A 24,916-nucleotide genomic window follows, 5' to 3' on the forward strand; every position below is an offset into this window, starting at 1 on the left:
GGGGTTGTAACGCCCGTCAGCGGCGGGCCTTTCTTTCCTTCCGGCAACGTCCCGTGATGTCGGCGTGATTGAGTCCGCCTCTGTGGTGACCGGACCTGGAGGTCCGCGAACGCAGATGACGGCCCTGCCTGAGAAGCACGGCCGGCACGACGAGGCTTGCGAGTACAACTGTCGCGGTGGCCCTTTCCAACAGCCAGGTCCAGGTGATGTCGTGCCCTGTCCACGCCATTACTGCCGCTGCGGATGCCAACAGGCTCAGTCGCCGCGACCACCAGGCATGGCGCAGGGCGACATCATCTCTGCGGTGTTGCACGGTACGCCGTTGCGATCGGTGGGCCATCGCGGATCCCCAGACATCCTCACGCCCCGTCGGGCAGCGAGGTCGAGCTGCCACCAAGTCCAGGATCTCACCGCATGCCAACGCCCGCCCAACCACCCGAATGAGTCCTGAAGGCCGTTGGGCCGACTGCATCATCCTCGATGTCGACCCAGCCGAGTCGCCGGAGGAAGTGGCAAGGGCCTTCGCAGCAGAGGGGAGTTGCGCTCCAGGAATCAGACTCATTCCCGGCCTGTCAGGGAAAGGCATGCAAGGCTCGCTTTGCACGCACTCGTCGAGCACGCAGCTCTCCCGTGGAAGGAGCGGACACGGCTATGGAACAGCGAGTATCCAAGCTGGCGCCAAAGCGATGCCAACTACCGCCGTGACGCACTCGACACACGAAATCGTCTACGTCGGGGGCCTGGTTTGGCAGCTATCAGGGGGACGGGGCAGGTGTGGGCGGCACCAAATGCGTCGGCCGCAGCACCATGTGCGAGTGCTCCCTGGTAGCCAGCATGACGAACGAAAACGCGTTCAGATCTAGGCAGAGGTCCACGTCTTCTGGATGAATGCCCGGGTGGCCCTGCCGTGCGCCCTCAGTCAGCTTGGCAGCGGCGATGGAGTTCCTTGCGCGGTCGATGTAAGGAGCGGCATGCACTTGCGAGACCGCAGCTCGCTTGGCGATGTACTCAGCGCATGCCCTGTCCTCCTCGGCTTGGCCACCGTCACCGGTGACAACGAACACCACCTCATCCGGCTTTTGGTCCAGCAGAAAGCTGGCTGTGGCGTCTGCTACGACAAAGCTTGCGCATAGGACGATTTCGGCATCAGCAACCGAGAGTGCGCCAACAGTCCCTGCCGTCGTCTTCTGAACGAGGGTGCGTCCCTTCAAGTCGAGCGAACGCAGCAGCGCAGGGGAGTTCACGAGATCAAAGCCGGGTAGTGGCACTCCATCCTGCAAAGCCAGCCAGTCCGGGTTACGAGCCTTCAAGTCGCGCGCGGAATCGAGTGTCTCCGCAAAGACAATCCTCTGCGCACCTTTCGCGAACGCCCTCATCACGTCGATGACGGCGGCTAGTTTGGGAACCTCATGCACGTCAGCGATACCAATGAAGTTCGAACGCATCGGCACATCATGCCGGATCGGATCGGTCGCCGCTCTCGAATCCCGGCTTGGGAGGCCCACGGAGCCAATTGTTTGAGACGGTCGACGCTCGCCCGGCGAGCGATTACGAGGGGTCAGCCAGGGTCAAATGGGGCCACCTGACGGGCACAGGTCCGCGCCTGGGAAGACCTCCGACCGGGCCGTCGACCGATCTTCCAAGCTGGCGATCTTGCTTCTGGTCTGCCCTGGGCAGAGCGGAGCCGCACTGCCCAACTTCACCATCCGACCTCATTGCTAACGGATTCACTAACAGGAGGGGCGGACAGCAGTAGACGCGTCGGCTCGATCTGAGCCTGTTGTACGCCTACCGCCGGCTGTGGGGTGTAGTTCGGTGGACCCGTGTCGACACCCGGTTCAGCGACTAGGCGTGTCTCGGGTCGGGGATCAGCGGCCAGCACCGAGTTGGCCGGCGAGTCGTTGGTGGCGTTCGGCGCTGGCGGCGTTCAGTCCGACGATAAGGACGGTCTTGCCGTAGCGCTCGTACTTGGTCGTGATGGCGTCCAAGGTGGCGACGGTGGAGGCGTCTCAGATGTGGGAGTCGGTCAGGTCGATGACGACGTCGGCCGGGTCGTTGCGGTAGTCGAACTGGTGGACGAGGTCGTTGCTGGAGGCAAAGAACAGCTCTCCGGTGGCGACGTGCACCTTGGTGTCCTTGGGTGGATGCTCGACCTCGCTGACGGTGGTGAAGTGGGCGACGCGGCGGGCGAAAGAGGACCATCGCGACGAGGACTCCGACCACGACGCCGATCGCGAGGTTGTGGGTCAGTACGACGACCGCGACTGTGGACAGCATGACGGTCGTCTCGCTGCGCGGCATCCGGCGTAGGGCCTTGGGGCGGATGCTGTGCCAATCGAGGGTGCCGACCGACACCATGATCATCACCGCGACCAGGGCAGCCATGGGGATGGCGCCGACGAGGTCGCCCAGGCCGACCACGAGGATTAGTAGGAACACGCCGGCCAGGAAGGCGGAGAGCCGGTGATGATGTTCGCGGCACCCTGGCCCCAGGCCTCGCGGGTCTTGACCGAGTGGGTGTCGGTGATGTCGTCGACGACACCTCGACGTGCACACCGAGGAGGAAAGGCGCGAGCCGAGGTAGTCAGCGCCGGTCGAGTCGACTCACGCTAGTTGCCGGCTTCAGTGGTGATGGTGTCGGGGTCGAGGATGGTGACCTTGCCGCGACCGAGCCGGAGCAGTCCGCGGTCGGCGTACTCGCCGAGGACCTTGGTGGTGGTTTCGCGGGATGTGCCGGTGAGGGCGGCGATCTGTTCGTGGGTCAACGCAAGTTGTACACCGCGGCCCAGTGACCGTTTCTGCTGGTCGGCGGCTAATAGGCACAAGGTGGCGGCGATGCGTTGCGGGACGCTCTTGAAGACGGTGTCGGACAGGCGGCGTTCGAGTTCGGCGACGCGGCGGCCGAGGATCTCGGAGATCCGGAGCGCGATGCGTGGATCGGACAGTAGGAAGCGGTGGACGTCCGCGCGGGCCATCACGCAGACCACGACGTCGTCGAGGGCTTCGGCGAAGTTGTCGTGCATCTGCTGCCCGAGCAGCATCATGTCGCCGAAGATCGTTCCCGGGGTGATGAGGGCGGTGGTGAGGGCTCGTCCGTCGGGGGAGACGCGGAAGATCCGGACCCTGCCCTTCTTCAGGATGAACAGGGTCTCGACTGGTTGGTGAGGCGAGTACAGCAGGGCACCGGCCGAATAGGTCTTCATCGGCGCGGCGGCTGCCATTGCCTCCATCTCGGCGGTGGACAGGTCGGCGAAGATGTCGACCTCGGCCATGCACCAGATGTCGTCGCCGGTGGCTCGTTCCACGTCGGCCCACTCCTCGCGTTGTCCCGGTGCCCAGGGGGGCAGGGCCCCAGACTGCTGGTCGAGGGCTTCGAAGCCCTCGACCAGACAGTACCGCTCGCCGGCATCAGCCACGACGCACCGCTCAGGACGACTTGGACAGCATCGGCCGTCCCATCATGTAGCCGACGACGAGGAGCAGGCCGTAGATCAGATGCCCGGCCAGACTCCACCACTGGTTCGCGCCGACCTCGAACACCATTGCGTCCATGCCCAGCCAGGCCGGCATGATCCACAACGCACCCACGACCCACCACGCGACGCCGTACAGGAGCCCGAGCAGCATCGCCGGGCCGCGCCGGGTGAGCCAGCGGGAGAACAGCAGAACGAAGACCACGCCGAACAGCGCGGAGTTGAACAGGTGGATGAGCCAGCCGAGCCCGGTCGAGGGGTCGGAGATGAGGTCTCCGACCTGGTCGATCATCTGGACGCCAGGCATCGTCTTCGGGTCGGCGTCTCGGATCTGCATGATGATGCCGAGCGGGATCCCGGCCACCACACCGGCGGCGGCGCCGGTGACCAGGTTCATCGGTAATGCACGCATGCTTGTTGTCGCGCCTGTCGAAGCCATGAGAGTTCCTCCTCTAGCCGTCGACGGTGAAACTACGCCGGGTGATCACGCTCGTTCGGTGATGGCGCTCACAGTTCTGGCGGTGCGGCCATCGATGGTCATGAAGAATTGGGCCGCGGCGAGCTGCACCGCCATCGACCAGGTGGGGTAGGCGTGGCTGGTGGCGGCCAGCCGGCCGGTGAACATGCGGGTCGCCATCGCCGCAGCCGTCGTGGCGCCTTGGCCGTCGGCGCATCCTCGGTGCACGGTGCCGCGGACACGAGGCACTGGCAGGCTGACCTCGCCGCGTTCGAGACGTCCGCGGTCAACGTGTGTCGATTTGCCCGTCGAGGACGTACTCCGTCGGCAGCACGAATTCGAACGGGGTCAACAGCGTGAGCTGCAGCGTGCCCTCACTGGGCCCGCCCTCGGTGACGACCACACGGAAGGTCGCCGGGGACTTCCCCTGGTTGCCGGTCTGGAACATTCCACGGGACTTGGGCGGGCACACCGGCAAGATGGCGCAAGCTGCGCGGCGGCCCGCTCCTCCGTCACTCAGGGATGAAGACGGTGAACCCGCTGGGCACGGTCTTGTTGAAGTTGATCAAGTCGTTCACGTTCAGCCGGATTCCCTCGTGCCGGGCAGGGTCGCCGCCGGACGGGATCTTGTCGCCGATCAGGCAGTCGATCCACAGAGTCGCCGGGAGCTGCAGAGAGGTGCCTGCCGGGGTCAGGGTGACCTCCAGCTTGGCCAGCCCGCCGCAGAGGGTCGCGCCAGGGACGATCTGGTCGCTGCAGCCGTAGAACTGGAAGCTCGTCAGGCTGCGGGCAGTGAAGGTGCCCTGCGCGAAGACGCTGGCGTCGGCGCGCTTGTGCACGACTGGCCGCCCCCGCTCGCGGTCTTGTCGGCGGCGTTCAGCACCCCGGCACCGTCGAGCTCAACCGTGTCACCGTTCGATGCCGCGGCGATCGCTACGGGTGGCGACCCCGCCGCCTCTTCCAGCAAGGCATCGGCGACGTGCCAGCTGTAGGCTGCCTTCGACGTTCCCGCCGATGCCACTCCGGTCGCACCCAGCGTGGATGCGACGAACGCGAGTGGAAGCATTGCGGCAATAGGCGCTCGCCTCATGACGAACCCCCTCCCGCCCGCCCTGATGCGGCGCGATCATTGGATGGCCCGCGTGCTGGTCGTGCCGCTGCCAGATCGCCGGAACAGAGATCGGCCTGGCTCCCCAGATGCTCGTCGCCCTCCCCGCGAGCCCTTCCATCAAAGGTCGCGCGGCGGGTGCGTCACGTCAAGGCATCGAGTCTGCGTCCCGTGCCGGAGTCAGCGTGCGCAGGCTGAGCGCTACGCGGGCTTGTCGGCGACCAACAGCGCGTAGCCGAGGATACCGTCGGCTACTGCGGCTCTTGCTGCGCCTAGCACTGGTTCGGTGCGGTCGAGGTCGACGCCGTACGCCTCGAGCTTCGGTCGGGAGGTCAGGCGCAGGAACTGCAGGCGGGCTTCGATCTGGTCGATCATCCGGCCGATGGTGGCGTCGTGGTGTTCGATCTGGGTCACGCGGAGGCCGGCGTCGGCGAGGATGTCGGCGTACTCGGTGGCGGGGCGGGCGTCGGCGACGCAGGCGATCCAGGCGGCGAGCGTGGTGAGTTCGGGAGGTAGCAGGTCACGGTCGGCGGTGACGTCGGTGATGCCGACCCGGCCGCCCGGTCGCAGTACGCGGGCGAACTCGCGCGCGGCCGCCGGTTTGCCGGGAAAGGTGCAGAGCGCACATTCGCACAGTACGGCGTCGACGGACTCGTCCGGCACTGGGAGCTTCTCGGCGTCCCCGAGCTGGAAGCCAACGCGGTCGGACAACCCACCTGCCTGGGCCGCTCCGTTGCTCAGTGCAACGTTTGCCGGTGACAGGTCGACGCCGGTCACCGTGACGTCGTACTGGTGGGCGATCGTGAGCGCCGAGGTGCCGCGCCCGGACGCGACGTCGAGCACCGATTGTCCGCCGCTCAGTGCCATCGCGGCGGTGAGCCGTCGGGTGAGGGTTAGGCCGCCGGGGTGGTAGGAGTCGCCGAGCAGCAGCGCGACCAGGTCCGAGGAGTACGCCGTTGCGCAGCACGCCTTCACCTCGCCGGGATTCGTCATCGCAATCTCCGAGGGTCGTTCGAGGGGTCGTCGGGTCCAAGGCCGTTGCTCTGGGCAATCTTGGATCCGTACGGCGAGTCGGTGAGGATCGGCTGCAGCGGTACGGCGTTGGGGACGACGCCGGCGACCGGTACGCCGGACATGTCGGCGCGGACCTGTTCGCGGTAGCCGACGGAGTTGTACGCGCAGAACGGGATCAGCCTGCCGTCGGGGGTGATCTCCTCCACGCAGCACTTCATCAGTTGCCGCACGTTAAGGGTGTAGGGGTCCTGGAAGTCCTGGACGACGATCATGAACGCCTTGTCACTGACCTCCTTCACCGCCTCGGGCAGGTTCACCCCGCAGGCGTCGGCGCAATCCAGCGCCTCGGCGACCTGGCGGAGGCGGTTGTTGGAGGTGTCGGTGCCGATGAACGCCGACGCGCTCCACAGCTTCTCCAGTGCCTCGCGTACGCCATCGTCGGGTAGCACGCGGTTCGAGACGTAGTCGAGGTAGTCCTCGACGTTCACCAATCGCGGGATCGGCACCAGCCCGAAGTCTGGGTCCCCTGGGACGCCGTCGGTGATGAGGTAGGTGATGGATCGGCAGGTGGGAAAGCAGCACGGCACCGGGAAGAAGTCGTCGGTGCGGAACCATTCGGGCAGTTGGTCGGCGATCAGGTGCAGGACGTCGGAGTTGGTGAGCCGGGTCAGCGGGTCGAATGCTGTGTGCCGGCCGGAGTGGGTGACGGGCTGGAAGGCGATCGACCGTACGGCGGGATGCGTGAGGCCGTGCTCGATGATGGGGCCGATCTCGTGCTCGTTGAGTCCGCGTTCGATCGCCGCGACCAGCGTCACGGTCAGTCCCGCCTCGGCACAGTTGTCCAGCGCTCGCTGCTTCACGGCCCGCAGATCCCGGCCGCGGATCTCGCGGTGGGTGTGTTCGTCGAGCCCGTCGAACTGCAGATAGATGTTCACCGCTCCCGCCGGCTGGTTGCGGCGGCCGAGTTCGGCGACGAACCGCTTGTCGGAGGCGAGCCGGATCCCGTTGGTGTTCAGGTTGACCGACTTGATCGGCCGCTCCTGGGCCAGGTCGATGAAGTCGAGGATCTGCTTGTGGATGGTCGGTTCGCCGCCGGAGAACATCACCACCTCGGCCTCACCCTCGCTGGCCACGAACACGTCCAGCATCCGCGCGCACTGGTCGAGGGTGATCGAGTAGCCGTCGGGTTGGTGGCCGGAGTCGGCGAAGCAGATCGGGCAGTCCAGGTTGCAGCCGGTGTTCACCTCGATGATCCCCAGGCAGGCGTGCTGCTTGTGCTCCGGGCACAGCCCGCAGTCGCTCGGACAACCGTCCTTCACCTCGGTTTGGAAGGTCAACGGGATCGTGCCCGGCTTGTTGAATCGCGCCGAGTCCATGTACATCTGGGCGTCGCCGTACACCAGCGCCTCGAACTCGCCATGCTCACGGCACCGCTTGCGCAGATAGACCTTGTCATCGCGAATGTTCACCTGGGCATCAATCACCACCTTGCACACCGGACAGATCGACCGGGTGAACTCGACGAACACCTCATCCCGATCCTGCTTCTGCTGTGCCGGCGCGGGCTCGGTCACTCTCTCCAGCGAATCGGTCATCGGCCATCCCGTCCGTGGTCGTCGGGGTCGTGGACGAGCACCTGCAGGCCGTTCCAGAACGCGACCCGGTTCTTGACCTTGCGGGCAAGCGGCCACGGGTGCCGGTAGCACCAGGCGGCGTCGGGATTTGTCACGCCGTTGACGGTGATCGAGTAGTACGACGCGACGCCCTTCCAGGGGCTGAGTGTCTTGGCGGAGCTTTCGGTGAAGTGCTCGCGTCGCAGCGAATCGGGCGGGAAGTAGTGGTTGCCCTCAACCACGACAGTGTCATCACTCTCGGCCACCACCACGCCGTTCCAGACAGCACGCACAGACATCGCAACCGATCCCTTCCAGGGAGGAACCACCACTCTGACGCGTCCGACGCTAGGCGCAAACCCGCGCCACGGTCGGTGACCGCGGTCACTGAACAGCCGCCGGCCTCGCAGGATGTACCAGCAGTCCTCTCGGAGGCCGCTCCTCATGGAAGCAGTTGCCGATCGTGGAGGGGACTCTGAAGCGGCGGCAGATCCTCAGCGATCGTGAACGTCGACCGACTCGCCGCCTTGCTCACCGAACACCCCGAGCTGGCCACCGAGCAGATGAAGAACTGGTGCGACCACCCGCTGGGCCCAGCACCGCTCAGCTATGTTGCGATGCTTCGTTACGACACAGCTCGGCGCGTCTGGCGGGACTGCCCCGGTACCGGCACGATCGCCCGGATGCTGCTCCGGGCTGGAGCCTGCGTCAACGGCAGCGCCGACGACTCGGAGACACCGCTGATCACCGCGGCAAGTTACGGCGACGTCGAGGTCGCCCGCGCGCTCATCGAGGCCGGCGCCGACCTCGACGCCACCGCCTCGGCCACTGCCGGCGGCGTACCTGGTGGCACAGCACTGCGCCATGCTGCGGTGTTCGGCACGACCGAGGTTGTCGACGTCCTGGTTGCGGCCGGAGCACGCATCGATCACATCAGCCAGGCTGCGGCTGCCGGAGACATCACCGGTTGGCTACAGCCTGACACGACCGTGTCCGGGCGCTGCAGGTCTCGTCTGCGGCATCGACCGCTTGACGCGTCGGCTGGCCGGGTTAACCAGCCTCGGTCAGCGGGAGGCGGAGGGAGAAGGTGGAGCCGTCGCCGGGGGTGTTGAGCAGTTCGATGGTTCCGCCGTGCTGGGTGGCGATCCAGGCGGCGATGGCGAGCCCGAGTCCTGTGCCGGTCGCTGCGCCGGCGTTTCGACCGCGGTAGAAGCGGTCGAAGATCTTGTTCCGGTCCTCGGGCGGTACGCCGAGGCCGGTGTCGGTGATGTCGATCCGCGCCTGGCTGTCCTCGCACCGCGCACGAACGAGTACCTGGCCGGGTGGCGGGGTGTACTTGAAGGCGTTGTCGAGGAGGATCAGGACGGCCTGCTCGAGGTGGTCGGCGTCGCCGAGGACGATCGCATCGGCGAGACCGTCGGCGTCCGGTGGTCGAAGCGTTACTCCGTTGGCCATCCGGCCCGCCTGCCGGTAGGCGGCGTCGATGACATCGGCCAGGCGTACCGGTCTCCGTTCGATCGTCGCGCCGGCGTCGGCGCGGGCGAGGATCAGGAGTTGCCGGACCATCCGTGCCATCCGGTCGGTGTCCGCGGCGACGTCGGCCAGGGCCCTGGACCGGAAGGCCGCGTCGTCGGTGTTGGGTTCGTCGAGTCTGGTCAGTACGTCGACCGTGCTGCGGATCCGGGCGAGCGGCGCTCGCAGTTCGTGTGAGCAGTCGGCGAGGAATTGCCGCAGCCGCTGGTTGGAGTCGTCCAGGGACTGGTAGGCGATCTCCAGTTCGGCGAGCATCTCGTTGAACGTTTCGACCAGCCGTCCGACCTCGTCTCCCGCGCTGTGCGGTGGGACCCGGCGGCTGAGGTCGCGGCTGTCGCGCACCGACCGGGCAGCTGTGACGACCTGGCCGATCGGACGGAGTGCTCCGCGGGCGTAGAGCCAGCTGGTCAGCGCGGTGAGCGCCACCGCGGCTGTGATGACGCCCGTGAGCAGGTTGCGGAGTGTCCTCAAAGCGCCGTACGTCGTCATCGGTGACCGTGCGACGACGATCTGACGGCCGGCGTCGAGTGGTGCCGCGGTGAGGAACAGCGGGCGGCCGCCGACCCGGGCTTCGACGACCTCGCCCCGGCCGGCGGCGTCCGGGATCGGCAGCACCCGCTCGCCGAGGCTGGCCGATCTGGCGATCGCGGCGCCGTCAGGGCCGACGACCTGAAGGAACACGTCAGGTGCGCCGAAGGTGTCGAGCTCGTACGGCGGCGTCGGCGGCGTGGCGCGGAAGGCGGCCGCCCGGTGCGCGACGTCGCGTTCGATCTCGGCGAGCAGGTTTTGCCGGAGTAATTGATTGGTCGCCACCCCGACCAGGACGAGGATCACACCGACGAGCAGGGTGAAGGTGATGGCGAGCCGGGTCCGGAGCGATGGCCGCCAGCGGATCACGGCTCGCTCCGCAGTGCGTAACCGACACCGCGCATGGTCTGGATGAGGGGCGGGTCGCCGAGCTTGCGGCGGAGGTGGCCGATGTGGACGTCGACCACGTTGCTATCGACGGGTACGTCGTACCCCCAAACGGCTCGGAGCAAGCCTTCGCGGCTGTGGAACCGTCTCGGGTTCCGCAGCAGGTAGCTGAGGAGATCGAACTCCGTGACCGTGAGATCGATTCGCCTGCCGCCGCGGACAACCTCGCGGGTGCCGAGGTCGCAGGTCAGGTCGTCGTAGCTGAATCGGTCCAATGCGTCCGCGCCCCGGCGGCGCAGCACCGCGCGGATGCGTGCGACCAGCTCGTCGAAATCGAACGGCTTGGCCACATAGTCGTCGGCGCCGAGACCCAGGGCGCCGACTTTGTCGGATACTTCGTCTTTGGCGGTGAGCATGACCACCGGTACGTCGGTGTGGCGGCGCAGCTCCTGGAGGACGCCAAAGCCGTCCAGGTCGGGCATGCCGACGTCGAGGAGCACGAGGTCGGGCAAGGTGTGCTTGGTGGCCGCGAGCGCTTCGGCACCAGAGTAGGCGCAGACTACGCCGAAGCCCTCGTAGCGCAGGCCTCGCTCCAGCAACGGCACCAGTTTCCGGTCATCGTCCACGACCAGTAGCTGTGGCACCTGAGCCCTTGCCGAGTTCACCGTTGTCCTCCCGTCGCTGTCTGTAGATCACGCTACTCCGGGACTACGCGGACCACGCCGGCCATGAACTCAGCGTGCGGTTGACAGTAGTACGCGAATTCGCCGGACTCGGTAAACGTGACCGTGAACGCCTCCTCCCGCTCATCCACCACTCCGTCGAACCGGCCGCTCGGCCGTCGTACGTCGGCCCGCTCGGTCGAGGTGATGGTGTGGTACGTCGCGTCGTCGTTCACCCAGCGCACCGTGTCACCGACGTGGATGGTCACCTCGGTGGGCTTGAACGCGCACGGGGCATCGGGATCGCCGGTCGAGCAGCTCAACCGGACCTCGACCTGCTCGCCGGCCGGTGCCGAAGCCGGCGGGGCCGAGGTGGCGGGGGCAGCCGGCCGATCCTCCGCGCAGCCGACAGCGCCCAACGCAATCGCCAGGGCCAGCAGCGCTCCCGCGGCTCGAGCTGTTGCCATGCTCAACAATCCGGCGGCGGTGTCGGCGAGAATTCGCGGTCCACCCCGGGGATGACCTGACGCCCGTCCCGTTGCTCGAAGGTGTCCGTTGCCATCCACAACAACCAGTAGCCGCGGTCGCCTGGTGCCTGGCCGTGGCCTTTGGCGTATTCCGCGGCGTGCGTGCGGTGGAAGTGCGGGAAGTCGGCCGACGGCTGTTTCGTCTTGCAGAACTCTCCGCGCACGCTGATTCCGACGTACCGGAGCGCGGTAGCCTCCGCCGGGTCCGATTTGTCGAGCTGGATGAAGACTGAGACGTCCTCATTCACCCAGCGGTACAGGCGTGGCGCGGTCTGTCCGCCGGTCAGTGGGTTGTCCGTGAAGAAGCCGGCCAACGTTGCGATGTCCTGCTTGGACAGGGTTTTCGCCCCTGGCGCGGTGAAGTCGGCCTTGGGCAGCTTAGCGCCGCACTTCGGGGGAGCGGGGGTCGGTGAGAACTCGTAGTCCACCCCCGGTTTGACCTGGCGTCCGTCCCGCTGGGTGAATGTGTCCACGGCCACCCAGCTGAGCCAATACCCGGGCGTGCCGGCCGGCCCCGCGTGCCCCTGGGCGTACTCGGCCGCGTTCAACCGGTGGAAGTGCGGGAACCCGCCGTTGGCGCCGCCGGGCTGGTTCTCGGCGCAGAACACACCCTTGACGCTGATGCCGACGTACCGCAGCGTGCTCGCCTTGGCAGGGTCCCGGTCGTCGAACTGAAGGAACACAGCGACTTGGTCGTTCACCCAGCGGTACTGCCGCGGCGCGGTCTGGCCACCGGTCAGCGGCTGGTCCGCGAAAGCGGACGCCAACGTCGCGATGTCTGCCTTGGACAGCGGAGCCCCCTTCGGCTCGGCGGGCGACGGGGTGGCTGTCGGTGACGGGCTTTGTGTCCCCGCTGGGGCACCTTCCTCATCAGTCCCGCCACAGGCTGACAGGAGGAGCAACGCCGACGCGCTGATGGCAATGATCCGGGTTCGGGTGGGCGACATGGCGAGCTCCTCCGTGGCGGCGCAACTGGGTCTCGCCTGCGACGCTAGGGTCGGTGCCCGTCGATAGCCCTGTTGCCTTCCTAAAGACTCGATGAAGGAGCACAACCGCCGGTCATTGCTCGGCGTTGGCGTCGTACAGGCTGACGGGTGGAAGTTGGTCACCGATCTTGACGATGCGTTGCAACGGTTCCTCCGGTTCCTGTGAAGCTGTGGGGAAGGTGGGCGACGACCCGGCGTAGTGGAAGCGGCAGCCAGCGCCCTGGACCGGCCCACGAGGACAGTGCGCGTTTGGCTCGAGCGACGGACTCGCTGTCCGCGCCGGGCAGGTACAACCCGTCGATCATCAGTGCGGCGTCGGTCGGGTCGGCGACCGCGAGGCGGAACAGACGACGCTGGTTGGAGTCGACTGTGAAACCGTGTGCCTGCAGCAGCTCGGCCAGGCCGTCGCGGGCCTGTGGATTGGGCCACGGCTCGGAGCGGATGCCCAGCGCCCTCAGTACCCGGACCCAGCCGATCACTCCGGACGGATGCCGCCACAATTCGGACGGGATCAGCCGGGACGGCACCAGTGCCGTCACCGTTCCTCCCGGTCGAAGGACTCGCCGTACCTCGACGAGAACGGCATCAAGCGGGATGAGTACCTGCAGGCACATCGCAGCACACACCGCATCAACTGACCCGTCGGCCAGCGGCAGCGCGTCCGCCCGCGCTCGCGCCAATGGCTCGCGGCCTACTGCTGCGGCGACAGCCAGCTCACTTGCCGACGCGTCGATCCCGAACCATTGCGCCCCGCCCAGCAGCGCTCGTGTAGGCGCGGATCCGCACGCGAGGTCAAGGATCGGTCCGGGCGTATCGCGCAGCGGCTCCACCGTCCAGGGGTACGGCGCTGCGTGCCTTCCGGACACCGCGCGCGTCAGCAGTCGCTCGGTGATGGCGGGCCGGTCCCGGTGATAGTCGGCGAGGTAGCGCGGCCAATCGATGGCGGGTGCCCGCACGCGACGTCCCGAGAGGTACCCGATGCTGGCGACGAGGAACGGCACCAGGTAGTTCACCGCAACCCGAACCCAGGTGCCGGGTGTAGTGGCGCCGCTCGCGATCACCGACCCCTGGTTGACCAGCGACAGCACGGTGCCGACCACCGCCGCTACCGGCAGAGCTTTAGCCGCTGTGCGGCCGCGCACAACCAGCAGTACAGCGTCGCGTGGTCGTACCCAGGAGCACCGGGGACAGATCTGGCCGCCGGTGTGTCGGCACGCCTCGACCGCTGTTCGGGCGGTCACCCGATCACCCGGGTCTCGGGATGGAACGCCACCCACGCGAACCAGAAGGTGTCCAGGTGTTGGTGTGGTACGAGCCGCTGTCCCTTCAGCAGACCGGTGGTTGCCTGCCCGAGAACAGTCCACTGCGAATCGGTCTCACGGTCACGGAAGCCGTTGCCAACAGCAATGAAATGTAGTCGGCGGCCTTTCACGACAGGGTCGAAGACAGCGACGGTGCCGACGTCACGGCCGCGCACGATGCGTTCGTCGTCGAGGGCGGAGGCCTGACCTGGCCGGTGCCACATGATCAGATGTTTCCCCTCGACGGTCACTTCGAGGACGCCGGTCCGGGCGATAGCCGACCGCACCACGGCCACCGCGTCGTGCCCGCGGCTGACACCGACGACGCGTTCCTTCACCGGTAGCCGCGCGTCGGTGCTGGGCAGCTCGAATAGAAGTCCTCCGGAGGGGTTGTCATACCCGGCGTAGGGGTTGCGTCCGTAGGGCCGCCTGTGGCCGGTGTCGCGGGTCAGAACCCATGCCTCAGAGTGCACGGCGCGGAAGTCGCGCCACGCCACAGTCCCCATCGGGATCGCCCGCAGCGTCGTGCCGGTGAGTACGCCGAGCGCGGCCTGCCCGGTGAGCTGGGGCCAGAGCGATTCGGTTTGCCGGTCGTACATGACGAGGTTGTCGGCGTACAGGCGTCCCGACGTACCGAACGACAGCACCCGCCCGGTGGCGCGCCGATCGAACGCCACTCCGGAGTTGCACAGCGGGCAGTACGTGACCGCGACCGGCACCCCGTCGACGGTGTCGTTGACGATTTCGTGCCAGGGCATGATCTGTAGCGGGTACCCGCGGGTCTCATCGCCGACCGTCAGCGACAGCAGCGGCTCGGTGTCGGTCAGCCAGCCGACCGTGTTGGCGCGGCTGAATCGCGGCTCGTCGATGGGCGGGATCCCGTCCGGTGGCGGTCCGCCGGAGAGGATCTTCCAGGGGTCGAGCAGCGGTCTCGGCAGTCGCTGATCACGCATGTTGTCCAGCGCGGACGGGCCGTCCTCCCGCGGGCCGGCAGCGACCTGAGGTAGCTCGACGTGCTCGATCTCCTCTGGAGGGGGGTCGCTCTGCCGGTCCGTCGTGTCCGATGGCGACGAGCACGCCGTGACGGCAAGTAGCGTCACGGCCAGGAGCCTGACGATCCGTCCGCGCATGTCCCCAGCATCGCTCCTGAGCGACGGTTGTTCGGTGATCGCGCTCACTGTTCTGTCGTCGTCGGCCACGGCACGATGGGTGTCGTGAAGACCACCAGGCAGCGTCCGAAGGTGATCCGGCGAACCGCAACGGCATCGGGCCTTATCGTCGCGGCCGTTGTGGTCAGTGGCTGCGGTGGTACGCCATCGACCGGGACGACACCGGCACCGGCGGTGACCGCTGGTCAGACCTTGGCCGACCTGACCTTCACAGCGCGAACTGTCACCGGGGCGGCATTCGAGGGCAAGCAGCTCGTCGGCAAACCGACGGTGCTGTGGTTCTGGTCGCCGTGGTGCCCGACCTGCCGGGCTCAGGCGGGTTGGGTGAGTGCGCTGGCGGAGAAGTACGTCGGCAAGGTCAACGTCGTCGGAGTCGGCGGTCTGGACGAGAGTGCCGCGATCCGCGACTACGGCGCTGGCCTCAGTAGCTTTCCGCAGTTGGATGATGCGCGGGGCGATGTCTGGACGCGGTTCGGTGTGATCGTCCAGAGTTCGTACGTCGTACTCGACGCGGCCGGCCGGGTCCAGTTCCAGGGCTACCTGGACAACGACGAGCTGGACCGCCGCGTCGACCAGCTCGTGGGCTGAGCCGGATGTCCGAGGGTCTGGTCGCGGTTGCCCTCGGCGCGGGCATGCTCGCCGCGGTCAATCCCTGCGGATTCGCTCTGCTTCCGGCCTATCTTTCCCTGCTGGTGGTCGGGGATCAGCCACCGAACCGGAGTGTCGCCGTGGCGCGCGCTCTGGTGCTCACCGCCGGTATGACGCTCGGATTCGTGGCGGTGTTCGGGGTGTTCGGGCTCGCTGTCGCACCGGTCGCCTCATCGGTTCAGCGGTACCTGCCGTGGTTCACCGTCGGGCTTGGCATCCTGCTCGCCAGCCTTGGAGTCCGGCTACTCGCCGGCCGGCCACTCCCGACACTCGCCCTGCACCGACGTGGTCACGCCACTCTGACCCGTTCCTGGCGGTCTACGATCGTGTTCGGCGCGTCCTACGCCGTCGCGTCGCTCGGTTGTACCATCGCGCCGTTCCTGGCCCTCGTCGTGTCCAGCTTCCGAGCCGACTCGATCTGGGCCGGTGCCACCTTGTTCCTCGTGTACGCGGCTGGGATGGGACTCGTCGTCGCGACCGCCGCCGTTGCGGTCGCACTGGCCAGGACCTCGTTGATCGGACGGCTACGCCGGGCAGGCGCCGCCGTACCCAAAATCGCAGGCCTGCTGCTGATCGCCTCCGGTGGCTACGTCGCGTACTACGGCTGGTGGGAGATCCGGACCCTCCGAGGCGACTCGACCACCGACGACCCAGTCATCGACACCGCATCCGCCATCCAGCACTACCTCGCGAACACCATCGACCGCCTGGGCCTGCCCGGGATCGCCACGCTGCTCGCACTGGTCCTGGTCATCGCGGGGCTCGCCTGGGCCCGAGGACGCCGCAGCCAACCGTGACTACAGGTCGAAGAGTGGGCCGATGATGACCAGGCCAAGATCGTCGCCGAGGTGGGCGAACAGCGCGAACAGCATCAGCGAGGCGCCGGCCAGCGCGGTGTCCTTGAAGAATTGCACCTGTTCGGTCTGCTTGGCCTGCGCATCCGATTCCCGCCAGAAGCCGTGCATCAGCAGCGCGGTCGGGATCAGGAACACGACCAGCAGAAGCGCGCCCAGATCCGGCCAGATCCCGAGCAGTAACGAGACCGCGCCGAGAGCAAGGAGCACACCGCCCGACAGCACGGCGAGTCGGGCGGCCGGCACACCTTTGCTCTTCGCGTAGCCGGTCATAGCGCTGGTCTGCCCGAAATGTCCGAATGCGGAAACGACGAAGAGCGCAGCGAAGAGGATCCGGCCGATCAGTACGACCTTCTTCGACGTCGGCGACGGCCAGGTCAAGCCGAACAAGCGGATCGACACCCAAATCTCGACACCGCTGATGACGCTGCCGGGCGCAGCGATCCGTGCCTTCGGCAACGGCCCGACCTCGCTGCCGGCCGGAACCTGCTGCGCCAGGTGACCTGGTCGCTGCCGTCCGGCCAGGCGATCGCGAAGCAGCTCGGTGCACCTGTGCTGTCGTCGGCCGACCTGTCCGAGCTGCGTTCTTACTCGCTCGGCCTCGAGCGCAGTACGCCGCTGTGGTACTACGTGCTGAAGGAAGCCGAGGTCGAGGAGGACGGTCTGCGCATGGGCCCGGTCGGCGGCCGGATCGTCGCCGAGGTCCTGATTGGTCTGCTGCAGAACGATCCCACGTCGTACGTCGCAGTCGCGCCGGACTGGCGTCCCACCCTTCCGAGTGCGGCGGGCACGGGCGAGTTCCGGATGGTTGACCTGCTCACCGTCGCGGGTGTCGATCCGGCCAGCCGTGGACAGTGACCATGCGCGAACCGTACGGCGGGGACCCGAACTCGGTGCCCGGCAGCCGACTGGAGCGGCTCGGCCAGCGGCAGCGCGCCCGGCGCCGCAGGCTGCTCGGAGTCGCGCTCGCCGTCGCGTTGGTCGCCGCCGTAGCCGGCCTGGTCGCGTTCGGGTCCGACGATGGTGACGGCACGGCGACCAGGGCGACGAAGCCTGGTGGCGCGGGCTCGAGCGGTACGAGCCAAACCGAACAACGCACCGCTAGCGCGGCCGCTGTTGCCGACTGCCGTAAGGCCTGGCAGCTGCAGGTTGCGTCGCGCTCGGCTGTGAAACGCTCATTGGCCCAGTGGCGGGTGCACATCGACGCTAGAACAAGCTCACCGCAGGCAAGCTCACTCTTGACCAGGCCAAGCAGTTCTCGCAGCAGTCCCGAATCGGCGCCACCGCCAACGCCACCGCCTTCCGGGCGGCTGTGCGGCAGTACACGAGCTCGCCCTCACGGTGTCAGGCGCCACCTGAGACCGACGGCGACGACGTACGGGCGCTGGTGGACTGCCACGACGCCGAGGCGGCGGCGAACAAGGAACTGGACAACGCCAGCGCCGCGATCGCGACCTGGGAAACCCACATCCGCCACATGGAGATGCTGCGTGCCGGACAGCTCGTCCCCACGCACGCCCTGCATCTATGGCTACAGAACTGGCGCGCCGGCGCCGCCCAGGTGGACGAGTACGACAAGGCGACCATCACGACCGACTGCACCCTCTGAGAAAGCAGATGGATGAGGCTGCGGTGGCTGTGCTTGGCCGGGATCATGGGCGCGACGATCGCGACGGTGGCGGCCGCCCGGCCAGGGTCTGCCCGCCCCGGCTCGGTCGTCCTGTTGACCGATGCGGCGCGCGTGACCGGGTACGCCGGGGTGACCTTGTTTGTCGGCACGCTGGCGTTCTGGTGGCTGGTTTGGCCGTCCGGGCGGGGTGACCGCAGTCTGACCAGACTGGCGTGGCTCGGACTTCTGCTGGTGGCCGTGTCCGCGCCGGCGGGCCTGGTCGCGATACTCGCCGGGGCCGGACCGGAATCGGCCGTGCACCTTCTGGAGCGACCGGCGGCGCCACTGATTGCACGGATCGTGATCTGTGCGGTGGCGGCGGCGTGGCTGGCCTCGTACGCGCGGCAGTCGGCCACTGGCCCCACGGTCGGCGCCGTGGTCGTCTTCTCGCTGGCCCTCACCATCGTCGCCGCCCGCCCTGGCGAGGTACCGGTGCCGGCCATCGCGCTGACCGAGCTGCACGTCATCGCCGCCGCCGGATGGGTCGGCGGCCTGGCGGCGCTCGCGGCGGCCCTGATACCGAGACGCGACCCGGCCGTTCTCCATGCCACCCGTCGGCAGCTTCTCCTGGCTGTCGATGGCCTGCGTCGGGACGCTCGCGGTCACCGGCACTGCGCATGCGCTGATCCATGCGGGCGGCCTCGCCCCTCTGCTGACGTCCGCCTACGGCGCCGCACTTCTCGCCAAGCTGACCGCTGTCGCCGGCATGCTCGGCGCCGCCGCGGGAAGCCACGTGTACGTGCGCCGGCTGCGGTCCCTTACCCCACCCACGCAGGTGATCGGACTCTTCGTTGGCGCGGAGTTCGCGTTCGGTGCCGTTGCCCTCGTGCTCACCGCAGGTCTCGTGAAGATCTCCGGGTGAACCTCAGCCAGGGATCACACGGGATGCTCGGATCTTTGAGCGGACGCATGGACAGCAAGGACCTGCGAGACGTTTTCCCTTCGCCGGCATTGTCCGGATCAGGTATCTGGGGGTCGCCCAATGGTCCTAAGATCGTCAGGCCTCTCAGCCTTACGGCTCCCTCGCCCGCCTCGCAGGCCAATTCCATCTTGACCCCGGGCACAGTCGGCGTCAACAGGTACCTGGCGGAGCCGAACGCGCTCTTCACCCGGGGGTTGTCGACGTCGCTGACGAGGTTCAGCGCGACGCCCGCCATTGTCAACGGGCGCAGCGCGCTCTCGGTCGTGCGGACCCATGCGAATGGCCCGGCGATGATGGCGATGGCGTGTCCGTGGCGAAGGCGCCGGCGGTCAGGGCGTCGCTGGGGGTGTTCAGGTCGATCACGCCCTTCCTCGGACTCCACGATCAGCCTGCTCAGGGTGCTCCAGATCAAGCCGGTGATGTAAGCTCGCCAACATTGACCCAGCATCAACGGCCCTGGAGCGACACGCACCTTAAGCGCTCGATTGAGTCTTCGCCCACGGCCTCTGCGAGCTGCGCGTAAACGCGGGCGTTTTCAGCCACCGCGGCCGCCGCCCACTGGGGCCCAAGGATCCGCTGGACCAAGCCCAAGTCGCGCGCAGTCCCGATGAGAGAAGGCGGCATCGGAGTTGGCGTCAGGCGGCGTTAAAGGGGTCAACAAGCGTTACTCATGCATGTTTCGTTGCTATGGGCAATCATTGACATTGGGTGTATCTCCTCGCGTCGCGGTGACCCGGCGGGGGGCGTGATCCTGTCCGGGGGCCATTCGGCCTGCGCTCGATCTGGTGGACGACTTCGAACCCTTACCTCGCAATCACCGAGCTTGATGGTCCCGACTTGCGTGTCCGAGGCTGGTGGCGAAGCGTTCAGCGGCGTTCTCGGCCGTGGGCGCCGTTCTGAAGGCCTCGTTTGGCGAGTGGCGTCGACGACGTACTGACCGGTCACGAACCCATTCGGCCATCGCGCTCACGTCGTTGAGTGTCGGCACAAAACGTCCGGCGACCACGCTGACCGTTCGGAGCAGGCCGGCCGGGCCAGCGGAGATATCTTCGTCCCAGGCAGCTCGGGGCTCGCCCAAACACGGATGGAGCACGGCCTCGTAGACCGCTATCACCTCTGCTTCACCTCTTACTCCTTGCCTCCGGCAAGGAGTTGTCCACGCCGGCACGCCAAGAACCAACCTCTGGCTGGCGGATACGACCCGCCACCCAGAGCGGTCTCGCGATTCTCACCTACGAGCCCGTTCGCGCGAACTGATCGACCGAAGGTGGGCGGCTCGATTCGGAGTTGACGACGTCACCAACGGCACAGCGGATTGGAAGGGGGCCCAGGGAAACCCGTTCTTCGGATCGACGACGTGTGGCGGATGCACCGTCGCGCGGCCGACTCGGTCGGCCTCGCCCGTCGTACCTGGCCGAACTGTTCGCCAACCACCTCGGCCAATCCCCACCCCGCTACCTCAACGGACGCCGCATCGACCGCGCCCACCAACTCCTGGACTCCATCGACCTGGCCATCACCGCCATCGCCCACACCCTCGGCTTCAGCTCCAGCCCGCACTTCGCCCGAGTCTTCCGCCAGCTGACCGCCACCACACCGACCGCGTACCGGACCAGCGTCCGCTGATCCCCGAAAAGGCGTCGGCCGTTGTGGGTGGGGCGTGTCAAGATGCGGAGATGACGGGATTCGACGTTCGTGCGGCGGTGGCTGAGGACTACGAAGAGTTTCTGGCCCTGTTCCGCGGGGCCATGATGTTCGAGATGCAGGCGGACGACCTGGGTCGGCGGATGTTCGAGCCGGAGCGGGCGCTGGTCGCCGTCGACGGCGACGAGATCATCGGTACCACCAGGGCACTGACCCGTGATCTGTCCGTGCCGGGTGCAGTGGTGCCGGCCGCGCATGTGACGGCTGTCGGTGTCCGGGCGACGCATCGCCGGCGCGGTGTCATGTCGGAGCTGATCAGCCGCCAGTTGCGTGAGGTGCCGGAGGCGATCGCGGTGCTCTGGGCCAGCGAACCCGGCATCTACGGACGGTTCGGGTACGGCGCGGCCGCCTGGGGAACGTCGTACGAGATCGATCTGCGCCGGGTCGGACCGCCCGCCGTGAGGCTCCGTCCGGGTGAGCTGGGTGAGCTGCCAGCGGAGGACGCCGGGAAGCACCTCGCGCCGCTGCTGAGAAGTCTGCAGGAGCGTCGGCCTGGCATCTCCGGCCGGTCCGAGCTCGGCTGGCAGAAGCATCTGCTGGACAAGCCGGACGATCGTGGCGGAAAGACGGCCCGCCGGATCCTGGTGCACCGTGACGACACCGGTGCGATTGACGGGTACGCGCTGTGGCGGGGAAAGCTGAGCTGGGAGTCGAGCGGACCCGCCAACGAGGTGTCACTGGAGGAGCTGGTCGCGATCGAGCCGTCCGCGTACCGGGCCCTGTGGCAGCACCTGCTGACGCTGGATCTGGCCGCGAAGCTCGAGTTCGGGTACGCCGCGATCGATGAGCCGTTGCAGCAGCTCGTCACCACCCCGACCGCACTGAACCGGCGAGTGACCGAGTCGCTGTGGCTCCGGGTGACGGACGTCGTTCGGGCCCTTGATCAGCGGCGGTACGCCGTTCCCGTCGACCTGGTGTTCGAGGTCGCCGATGACCTGATCCCGGCCAACGCGGGCCGGTACAGGCTGACGGCTGCCGGTCCGGTGGCGGAGGCGCGGTGCGAACGGACCCTGGACCCGGCCGACCTGAGCCTGGCCGTGACCGAGCTCGGCGCCGCGTACCTCGGCGGCCGGCCGCTCGCCGAGTTCGCCGCGACCGACCGGATCACCGAGCACACCCCAGGCGCCCTGGCCACCGCCACCGCGGCCTTCGGCTGGCCAGCGCACCCGGTCAGCATCGAGATCTTCTGAGTATGCCGGTGCACCGGCGGCGAAAGCATAGCCTGTGCCGCCTTCTCAAGATGAAACACTTGTTTCAGTGTCCGAGGGGGGACACGCGCCCTAACCACACGGCTCCAGTTCGACGTTTGATTGTCGGTGGAGTTGGCGGTCGGTCAAGCGGTGGCCGACGACCATAGCGGTGCCGGGCGGTCGCAGGTGGTGGTGAGGTGTACGGGGGTGCTGTTGTCGGATGAGGTTTGTACGGCGGTGAGGGATTCGAGCACGTGGAAGGCGAAGGTGGCGTTGGCTCGGTGTGGGCCGCCTTCGATCGCGGTGGCCAGGTCGTGCACCCCGAGACCGCGGCGGGTTTGTTCGCGAGTGCCGACGGCGCCGAAGAGTTCGGTGGCGGGCGGTAGGACGATCCACTCGTCGTCGGTGTGGCGCTTGACCCGGACGTCGCCGTCGAAGTGGTTCGGGTTCGCCAGCGAGAGGGTGCCCTTGGTGCCGTAGACCTCGATGTGCGGCAGGTCGCTGTCCCACACGTCGAAGCTCAGCTGGGCGGAGGCGATCGCACCGGAGGCGAAGGTGAAGATTGCGGCCGCATGGGTGGGTACGTCGACGTCGATCGTGTCGACCGCGCGGTTCGGGGACGTCACGGTACGGACGGCTGCCCCGATCCGGCTCGAGGCGGTCACCGAAGCGACCGGGCCGAGGAGGTTGACCAGGATCGCGAGTGAGTACGGGCCCATGTCCAGTACCGGCCCGCCGCCGGCCTGGAACAGGAACCGCGGGTCCGGATGCCACTTCTCGGCCTTGCTGTGGCCGATGAAGAAGGACGCGCCGATCGGCTCGCCGATAAGGCCGTCATCGAGCGCCTTCCGCGCGGTCTGGCTCGCGCTGCCGAGGAAGGTGTCCGGCGCCGAGCCGAGGATCTTCCCGGTCTCCGCAGCCACCTCCAGTACGGCGCGAGCGTCGTCGACCCTGGTCGCCAACGGCTTCTCGACGTACACGTGCTTGCCGGCCCGCAGAGCGGTCGTGATTGTGGCGGCGTGATGTACCGGCGGGGTGAGGTTGACGACGATGTCGATCGAGTCGTCGGCGTACAGGTCCTCGTCGTCACCCCAGGCTGGGATGTCGAACTCGGTCGCGGCCTCCTTGGCCCGGGCCGTGTCGATGTCTCCGACCCGGGCGATCTTCAGCGAGGGGTAGCGGCTCAGCCCGGTGACGTAGCGACCGAAGATGTTGCCGCTGCCAAGGATTCCGATGCGGTGCTCCGCCACTACCGACCGCCTCCGAACGTGGCCCGCATCCAGGTCACCGACGCGACCGCGCTCTCGTACGGGTCCTCGATGTCGGGCTTGTCCACCTCGACCATCAGCCAGCCGCCGAAGTCGTTGCCCAGGGCACTGAGGATCTCGACCAGCGGCAGCTCGCCGCGGCCTGGCTCGGCCCACAGACCGGCCCGGACGATCTTCTTGTAGTCCCAGTCCCCGGCACGACCCTCCTGGGCCACGCTGAGACGGCAGTCCTTCACATGGACGAAGGGCACCCGGTCGGCGTAGTCGCTGATCAGGGCGTGGACGTCGACGCCGGCCCAGGCGAGGTGACCGGTGTCGGGCAGGAAGCCGAGCTGGTCGGCCGGCACCGCCTCGAGGACGGCGCGGCCCTCGCTGTCGGTCTCGACCCAGGTGCCGACGTGTGGGTGCAGGGCCGGCCGGACGCCCTCGGCGACCATCGCCGCGGCGATCCTGCCGACCAGGTCGGTGATCGCGCCGAGCCGCTCAGCCGCCGGATCAGTTCCCTGTGCGGGGTGCGCGAGCCGCGCCTCCGCCGCGCCCATGCCCAGGCCCAGGCCGACCACGTCTAGTCCGAGCTCGGCGTGCTGCCGGGCGATCCGGGCGGCGTTCTCGACCACCTCGGCCTCCTTGCCATCACGGCCGTCGGACCGGCACACGGCGTACCCGGGGGCGAGTTCCAGACCGGTGTCGGCGACGAGTTCGGCATACTGCTGGACCGGCCAGCCGGCCGGGACCTCGGCCATCACGCCGTCGAAGCCGGCCTTCTTCACCAGCGACAGCAGCTCCGGCGTCTCGGGTGCCTTGGACGGGTCGAGCCAGCCGTCGTCGGTGGCCATCCACTGGATCGGGTTGAGCGCGAGACGCGAGCCGGGCAGTGCGGTCATGGTCGTCCTTCCGTCGGGGTGAGGCCGTCGCCGCATGGTATGGACGAATCGGCCGGCGAAGTCAGCGTCGTGGTCCGGTAGGCAGACCGATCACCACTTTTCCGGCCACGTGGCCGGCTTCCACCAGCGCGAGCGCATCACCTGCTTCGGCGAAGGGGAACACGTTCCGCACGCCCGGATCGAGCTTGCCGTTCGCGACCAACTCGGTCAGTACGGCGAGCACACCCGGATCGCCGCTGCGCTTCAACGGACTTGCTCCGTACTGCGCAGCGACGTCCGGGTCCGCCACGGTGAGGATCCGGGTGCTGTCGGTCAACGCGCCGGCCACCTTGTGCAAAGCGTCCCCACCGACCAGATCGAGTACGACGTCCGCCCGCTCCGGATGCTGGTCATGGTCATAGGCAACGACTCCGAGTGACTCGACGTAAACCCGCTTCGCCGCGCTGGCTGTCCCGGCCACGTCGATCCCGCGCATCACCGCCAGTTGTGCGGCAACGGTCCCCACGCCGCCGCCGACCCCGAGGATCAGCAGGCTCTCGCCCGGTCTGAGGCTCAACGCTTCGAGCGCGTCGTACGCCGTACCTGCCGCGATCGGAAGCACGGCGGCGTCCGTGAACGACAGACCGGCGGGCATCCGGGCCGCGCGTTCGGCCGGGAGCACCGCGAACTCGGCGTAGCCGCCGCAGCCACCGATCGTGGGGCCGCAGATCCGGTCGCCCGGCTCGAACCCAGGTCCGGACCGCACGACCAGCCCGGCGACTTCGCGACCGAGAACTGCGGGCAATTCGAGCGGAAGGAAGGCCCGGTGCATGCCTTCGCGAACCTTCCAATCCACCGGGTTCACACCGGCTGCACGCACCTCGACGAGCACCTCACCGCGCCCTGGTTCGGGCATCGGGATGTCGAGGAAGCGCTGGCCGTCAGGGTCAAGTCCATTCGCGTGGTGTAGCGGTCGTGTCGCGTGATCCGTTGGTTGGTTAGGCGCTGAGCGCCTTGAGGTCGGTGTTGGGTGTCACCTC

At 67.6% G+C, this 24,916-nt stretch carries 29 protein-coding genes; 9 read left to right on the forward strand and 20 right to left on the reverse strand.

What is annotated here, in order from left to right:
* Nucleotides 1-755 precede the first annotated feature (755 nt).
* Nucleotides 756-1,445, reverse strand: coding sequence for a 2-phosphosulfolactate phosphatase (locus tag EV643_RS41045; protein WP_133805646.1), 690 nt, complete (start codon nt 1,443-1,445; stop codon nt 756-758).
* A gap of 423 nt (nt 1,446-1,868) precedes the next feature.
* A complete protein-coding gene (locus tag EV643_RS41050) occupies nt 1,869-1,988 on the reverse strand; it encodes an integral membrane transporter (protein WP_133805647.1) in 120 nt (39 codons plus the stop codon).
* A 148-nt stretch (nt 1,989-2,136) separates the two neighbouring features.
* Here EV643_RS41050 and EV643_RS44540 point away from each other — a divergent pair, with 148 nt between their 5' ends.
* Nucleotides 2,137-2,310, forward strand: coding sequence for a hypothetical protein (locus EV643_RS44540; RefSeq protein ID WP_166665769.1), 174 nt, complete (start codon nt 2,137-2,139; stop codon nt 2,308-2,310).
* Nucleotides 2,311-2,609: 299 nt separating this feature from the next.
* Here the strand turns inward: EV643_RS44540 and EV643_RS41055 are convergent, their stop codons facing one another.
* The 8 genes from EV643_RS41055 to EV643_RS41085 all read right to left on the reverse strand — a co-directional run bounded on the left by EV643_RS41055 (nt 2,610) and on the right by EV643_RS41085 (nt 7,964).
* Entirely contained in the window at nt 2,610-3,416 is an 807-nt protein-coding gene (locus tag EV643_RS41055; protein ID WP_133805648.1) for a Crp/Fnr family transcriptional regulator, read from the reverse strand.
* Nucleotides 3,417-3,426: 10 nt separating this feature from the next.
* Nucleotides 3,427-3,912, reverse strand: coding sequence for a hypothetical protein (locus EV643_RS41060; protein ID WP_133805649.1), 486 nt, complete (start codon nt 3,910-3,912; stop codon nt 3,427-3,429).
* A 45-nt stretch (nt 3,913-3,957) separates the two neighbouring features.
* Entirely contained in the window at nt 3,958-4,179 is a 222-nt protein-coding gene (locus EV643_RS41065) for a hypothetical protein (protein WP_238166157.1), read from the reverse strand.
* A 37-nt stretch (nt 4,180-4,216) separates the two neighbouring features.
* Complete coding sequence (locus EV643_RS44545; protein ID WP_166665770.1) at nt 4,217-4,378, reverse strand: hypothetical protein; 162 nt, start codon at nt 4,376-4,378, stop codon at nt 4,217-4,219.
* Nucleotides 4,379-4,442: 64 nt separating this feature from the next.
* Complete coding sequence (locus tag EV643_RS41070) at nt 4,443-4,769, reverse strand: hypothetical protein (protein ID WP_133805650.1); 327 nt, start codon at nt 4,767-4,769, stop codon at nt 4,443-4,445.
* 470 nt (nt 4,770-5,239) lie between these two features.
* A complete protein-coding gene (locus EV643_RS41075; RefSeq protein WP_133805651.1) occupies nt 5,240-6,031 on the reverse strand; it encodes a class I SAM-dependent methyltransferase in 792 nt (263 codons plus the stop codon).
* Nucleotides 6,028-7,647 (reverse strand): radical SAM protein, encoded by a 1,620-nt coding sequence (locus EV643_RS41080; protein WP_133805652.1) that lies wholly within the window; start codon nt 7,645-7,647, stop codon nt 6,028-6,030. Before EV643_RS41080 ends, EV643_RS41075 begins: the two co-directional genes overlap by 4 nt.
* Nucleotides 7,644-7,964, reverse strand: coding sequence for a DUF427 domain-containing protein (locus tag EV643_RS41085; RefSeq protein ID WP_133805653.1), 321 nt, complete (start codon nt 7,962-7,964; stop codon nt 7,644-7,646). The genes EV643_RS41080 and EV643_RS41085 overlap by 4 nt, the downstream gene beginning before the upstream one ends.
* Nucleotides 7,965-8,168: 204 nt before the next feature.
* Between EV643_RS41085 and EV643_RS41090 the strand changes: the two genes are divergently transcribed.
* The gene (locus tag EV643_RS41090; RefSeq protein ID WP_133805654.1) at nt 8,169-8,777 is read left to right on the forward strand and encodes an ankyrin repeat domain-containing protein; all 609 of its coding nucleotides are present in this window, start codon (nt 8,169-8,171) and stop codon (nt 8,775-8,777) included.
* Here EV643_RS41090 and EV643_RS41095 read toward each other — a convergent pair.
* From EV643_RS41095 to EV643_RS41120, 6 genes are all read right to left on the reverse strand, one after another.
* A complete protein-coding gene (locus tag EV643_RS41095) occupies nt 8,716-10,095 on the reverse strand; it encodes a HAMP domain-containing sensor histidine kinase (protein WP_133805655.1) in 1,380 nt (459 codons plus the stop codon). The two genes, EV643_RS41090 and EV643_RS41095, sit on opposite strands and share 62 nt — an antisense overlap.
* A complete protein-coding gene (locus tag EV643_RS41100; protein WP_133805656.1) occupies nt 10,092-10,778 on the reverse strand; it encodes a response regulator transcription factor in 687 nt (228 codons plus the stop codon). The genes EV643_RS41095 and EV643_RS41100 overlap by 4 nt, the downstream gene beginning before the upstream one ends.
* A gap of 32 nt (nt 10,779-10,810) precedes the next feature.
* Entirely contained in the window at nt 10,811-11,242 is a 432-nt protein-coding gene (locus EV643_RS41105) for a cupredoxin domain-containing protein (RefSeq protein WP_133805657.1), read from the reverse strand.
* Nucleotides 11,243-11,244: 2 nt separating this feature from the next.
* Nucleotides 11,245-12,249, reverse strand: a complete 1,005-nt coding sequence (locus EV643_RS41110) for a hypothetical protein (protein ID WP_133805658.1) — start codon at nt 12,247-12,249, stop codon at nt 11,245-11,247.
* Nucleotides 12,250-12,407: 158 nt separating this feature from the next.
* Nucleotides 12,408-13,430 (reverse strand): nitrate/nitrite transporter NrtS, encoded by a 1,023-nt coding sequence (nrtS, locus tag EV643_RS41115; RefSeq protein ID WP_133805659.1) that lies wholly within the window; start codon nt 13,428-13,430, stop codon nt 12,408-12,410.
* Nucleotides 13,431-13,525: 95 nt separating this feature from the next.
* Complete coding sequence (locus tag EV643_RS41120; RefSeq protein WP_238166158.1) at nt 13,526-14,719, reverse strand: DUF3179 domain-containing protein; 1,194 nt, start codon at nt 14,717-14,719, stop codon at nt 13,526-13,528.
* A gap of 84 nt (nt 14,720-14,803) precedes the next feature.
* Between EV643_RS41120 and EV643_RS41125 the strand changes: the two genes are divergently transcribed.
* Nucleotides 14,804-15,346, forward strand: a complete 543-nt coding sequence (locus EV643_RS41125) for a redoxin domain-containing protein (RefSeq protein ID WP_202870015.1) — start codon at nt 14,804-14,806, stop codon at nt 15,344-15,346.
* A 5-nt stretch (nt 15,347-15,351) separates the two neighbouring features.
* Nucleotides 15,352-16,203 (forward strand): cytochrome c biogenesis CcdA family protein, encoded by an 852-nt coding sequence (locus tag EV643_RS41130; RefSeq protein ID WP_133805661.1) that lies wholly within the window; start codon nt 15,352-15,354, stop codon nt 16,201-16,203.
* On the opposite strand, the gene EV643_RS41135 is transcribed toward EV643_RS41130, so the two are convergent.
* Entirely contained in the window at nt 16,204-16,719 is a 516-nt protein-coding gene (locus EV643_RS41135; protein WP_238166159.1) for a DoxX family protein, read from the reverse strand.
* Nucleotides 16,720-16,758: 39 nt separating this feature from the next.
* Here EV643_RS41135 and EV643_RS41140 point away from each other — a divergent pair, with 39 nt between their 5' ends.
* From EV643_RS41140 to EV643_RS41160, 5 genes are all read left to right on the forward strand, one after another.
* Nucleotides 16,759-17,118, forward strand: a complete 360-nt coding sequence (locus EV643_RS41140) for a peroxidase family protein (RefSeq protein WP_133805662.1) — start codon at nt 16,759-16,761, stop codon at nt 17,116-17,118.
* Nucleotides 17,119-17,572: 454 nt separating this feature from the next.
* A complete protein-coding gene (locus EV643_RS41145; protein ID WP_133805663.1) occupies nt 17,573-17,869 on the forward strand; it encodes a hypothetical protein in 297 nt (98 codons plus the stop codon).
* Between the two features lie 604 nt (nt 17,870-18,473).
* Nucleotides 18,474-18,791, forward strand: a complete 318-nt coding sequence (locus EV643_RS41150; protein WP_133805664.1) for a CopD family protein — start codon at nt 18,474-18,476, stop codon at nt 18,789-18,791.
* Nucleotides 18,792-20,210: 1,419 nt separating this feature from the next.
* The gene (locus tag EV643_RS41155; protein WP_166665771.1) at nt 20,211-20,477 is read left to right on the forward strand and encodes a helix-turn-helix transcriptional regulator; all 267 of its coding nucleotides are present in this window, start codon (nt 20,211-20,213) and stop codon (nt 20,475-20,477) included.
* A gap of 50 nt (nt 20,478-20,527) precedes the next feature.
* The gene (locus EV643_RS41160) at nt 20,528-21,745 is read left to right on the forward strand and encodes a GNAT family N-acetyltransferase (protein WP_133805666.1); all 1,218 of its coding nucleotides are present in this window, start codon (nt 20,528-20,530) and stop codon (nt 21,743-21,745) included.
* Nucleotides 21,746-21,888: 143 nt separating this feature from the next.
* On the opposite strand, the gene EV643_RS41165 is transcribed toward EV643_RS41160, so the two are convergent.
* The 3 genes from EV643_RS41165 to EV643_RS41175 all read right to left on the reverse strand — a co-directional run bounded on the left by EV643_RS41165 (nt 21,889) and on the right by EV643_RS41175 (nt 24,792).
* Nucleotides 21,889-22,995 (reverse strand): Gfo/Idh/MocA family protein, encoded by a 1,107-nt coding sequence (locus EV643_RS41165; RefSeq protein ID WP_202870016.1) that lies wholly within the window; start codon nt 22,993-22,995, stop codon nt 21,889-21,891.
* Nucleotides 22,995-23,897, reverse strand: coding sequence for a sugar phosphate isomerase/epimerase family protein (locus EV643_RS41170; protein ID WP_166665772.1), 903 nt, complete (start codon nt 23,895-23,897; stop codon nt 22,995-22,997). Before EV643_RS41170 ends, EV643_RS41165 begins: the two co-directional genes overlap by 1 nt.
* Before the next feature lie 61 nt (nt 23,898-23,958).
* Complete coding sequence (locus EV643_RS41175; protein WP_133805668.1) at nt 23,959-24,792, reverse strand: NADP-dependent oxidoreductase; 834 nt, start codon at nt 24,790-24,792, stop codon at nt 23,959-23,961.
* Between the last annotated feature and the right edge of the window lie 124 nt (nt 24,793-24,916).

It is taken from the genome of Kribbella caucasensis (assembly GCF_004361855.1).
In the GTDB taxonomy this organism is placed as follows: Bacteria; Actinomycetota; Actinomycetes; order Propionibacteriales; family Kribbellaceae; genus Kribbella; species Kribbella caucasensis.

Coding starts and splice junctions, on each gene's coding strand:
- EV643_RS41150 (WP_133805664.1), top strand. CDS start 18,474: ATGCCACCCGTCGGCAGCTTCTCCTGGCTGTCGATGGCCTGCGTCGGG.
- EV643_RS41110 (WP_133805658.1), bottom strand. CDS start 12,249: ATGTCGCCCACCCGAACCCGGATCATTGCCATCAGCGCGTCGGCGTTG.
- EV643_RS41045 (WP_133805646.1), bottom strand. CDS start 1,445: ATGCGTTCGAACTTCATTGGTATCGCTGACGTGCATGAGGTTCCCAAA.
- EV643_RS41170 (WP_166665772.1), bottom strand. CDS start 23,897: ATGACCGCACTGCCCGGCTCGCGTCTCGCGCTCAACCCGATCCAGTGG.
- EV643_RS41175 (WP_133805668.1), bottom strand. CDS start 24,792: ATGCCCGAACCAGGGCGCGGTGAGGTGCTCGTCGAGGTGCGTGCAGCC.
- EV643_RS41080 (WP_133805652.1), bottom strand. CDS start 7,647: ATGACCGATTCGCTGGAGAGAGTGACCGAGCCCGCGCCGGCACAGCAG.
- EV643_RS41120 (WP_238166158.1), bottom strand. CDS start 14,719: ATGCGCGGACGGATCGTCAGGCTCCTGGCCGTGACGCTACTTGCCGTC.
- EV643_RS41105 (WP_133805657.1), bottom strand. CDS start 11,242: ATGGCAACAGCTCGAGCCGCGGGAGCGCTGCTGGCCCTGGCGATTGCG.
- EV643_RS44545 (WP_166665770.1), bottom strand. CDS start 4,378: ATGTTCCAGACCGGCAACCAGGGGAAGTCCCCGGCGACCTTCCGTGTG.
- EV643_RS41160 (WP_133805666.1), top strand. CDS start 20,528: ATGACGGGATTCGACGTTCGTGCGGCGGTGGCTGAGGACTACGAAGAG.
- EV643_RS41130 (WP_133805661.1), top strand. CDS start 15,352: ATGTCCGAGGGTCTGGTCGCGGTTGCCCTCGGCGCGGGCATGCTCGCC.
- EV643_RS41060 (WP_133805649.1), bottom strand. CDS start 3,912: ATGGCTTCGACAGGCGCGACAACAAGCATGCGTGCATTACCGATGAAC.
- EV643_RS41085 (WP_133805653.1), bottom strand. CDS start 7,964: ATGTCTGTGCGTGCTGTCTGGAACGGCGTGGTGGTGGCCGAGAGTGAT.
- EV643_RS41075 (WP_133805651.1), bottom strand. CDS start 6,031: ATGACGAATCCCGGCGAGGTGAAGGCGTGCTGCGCAACGGCGTACTCC.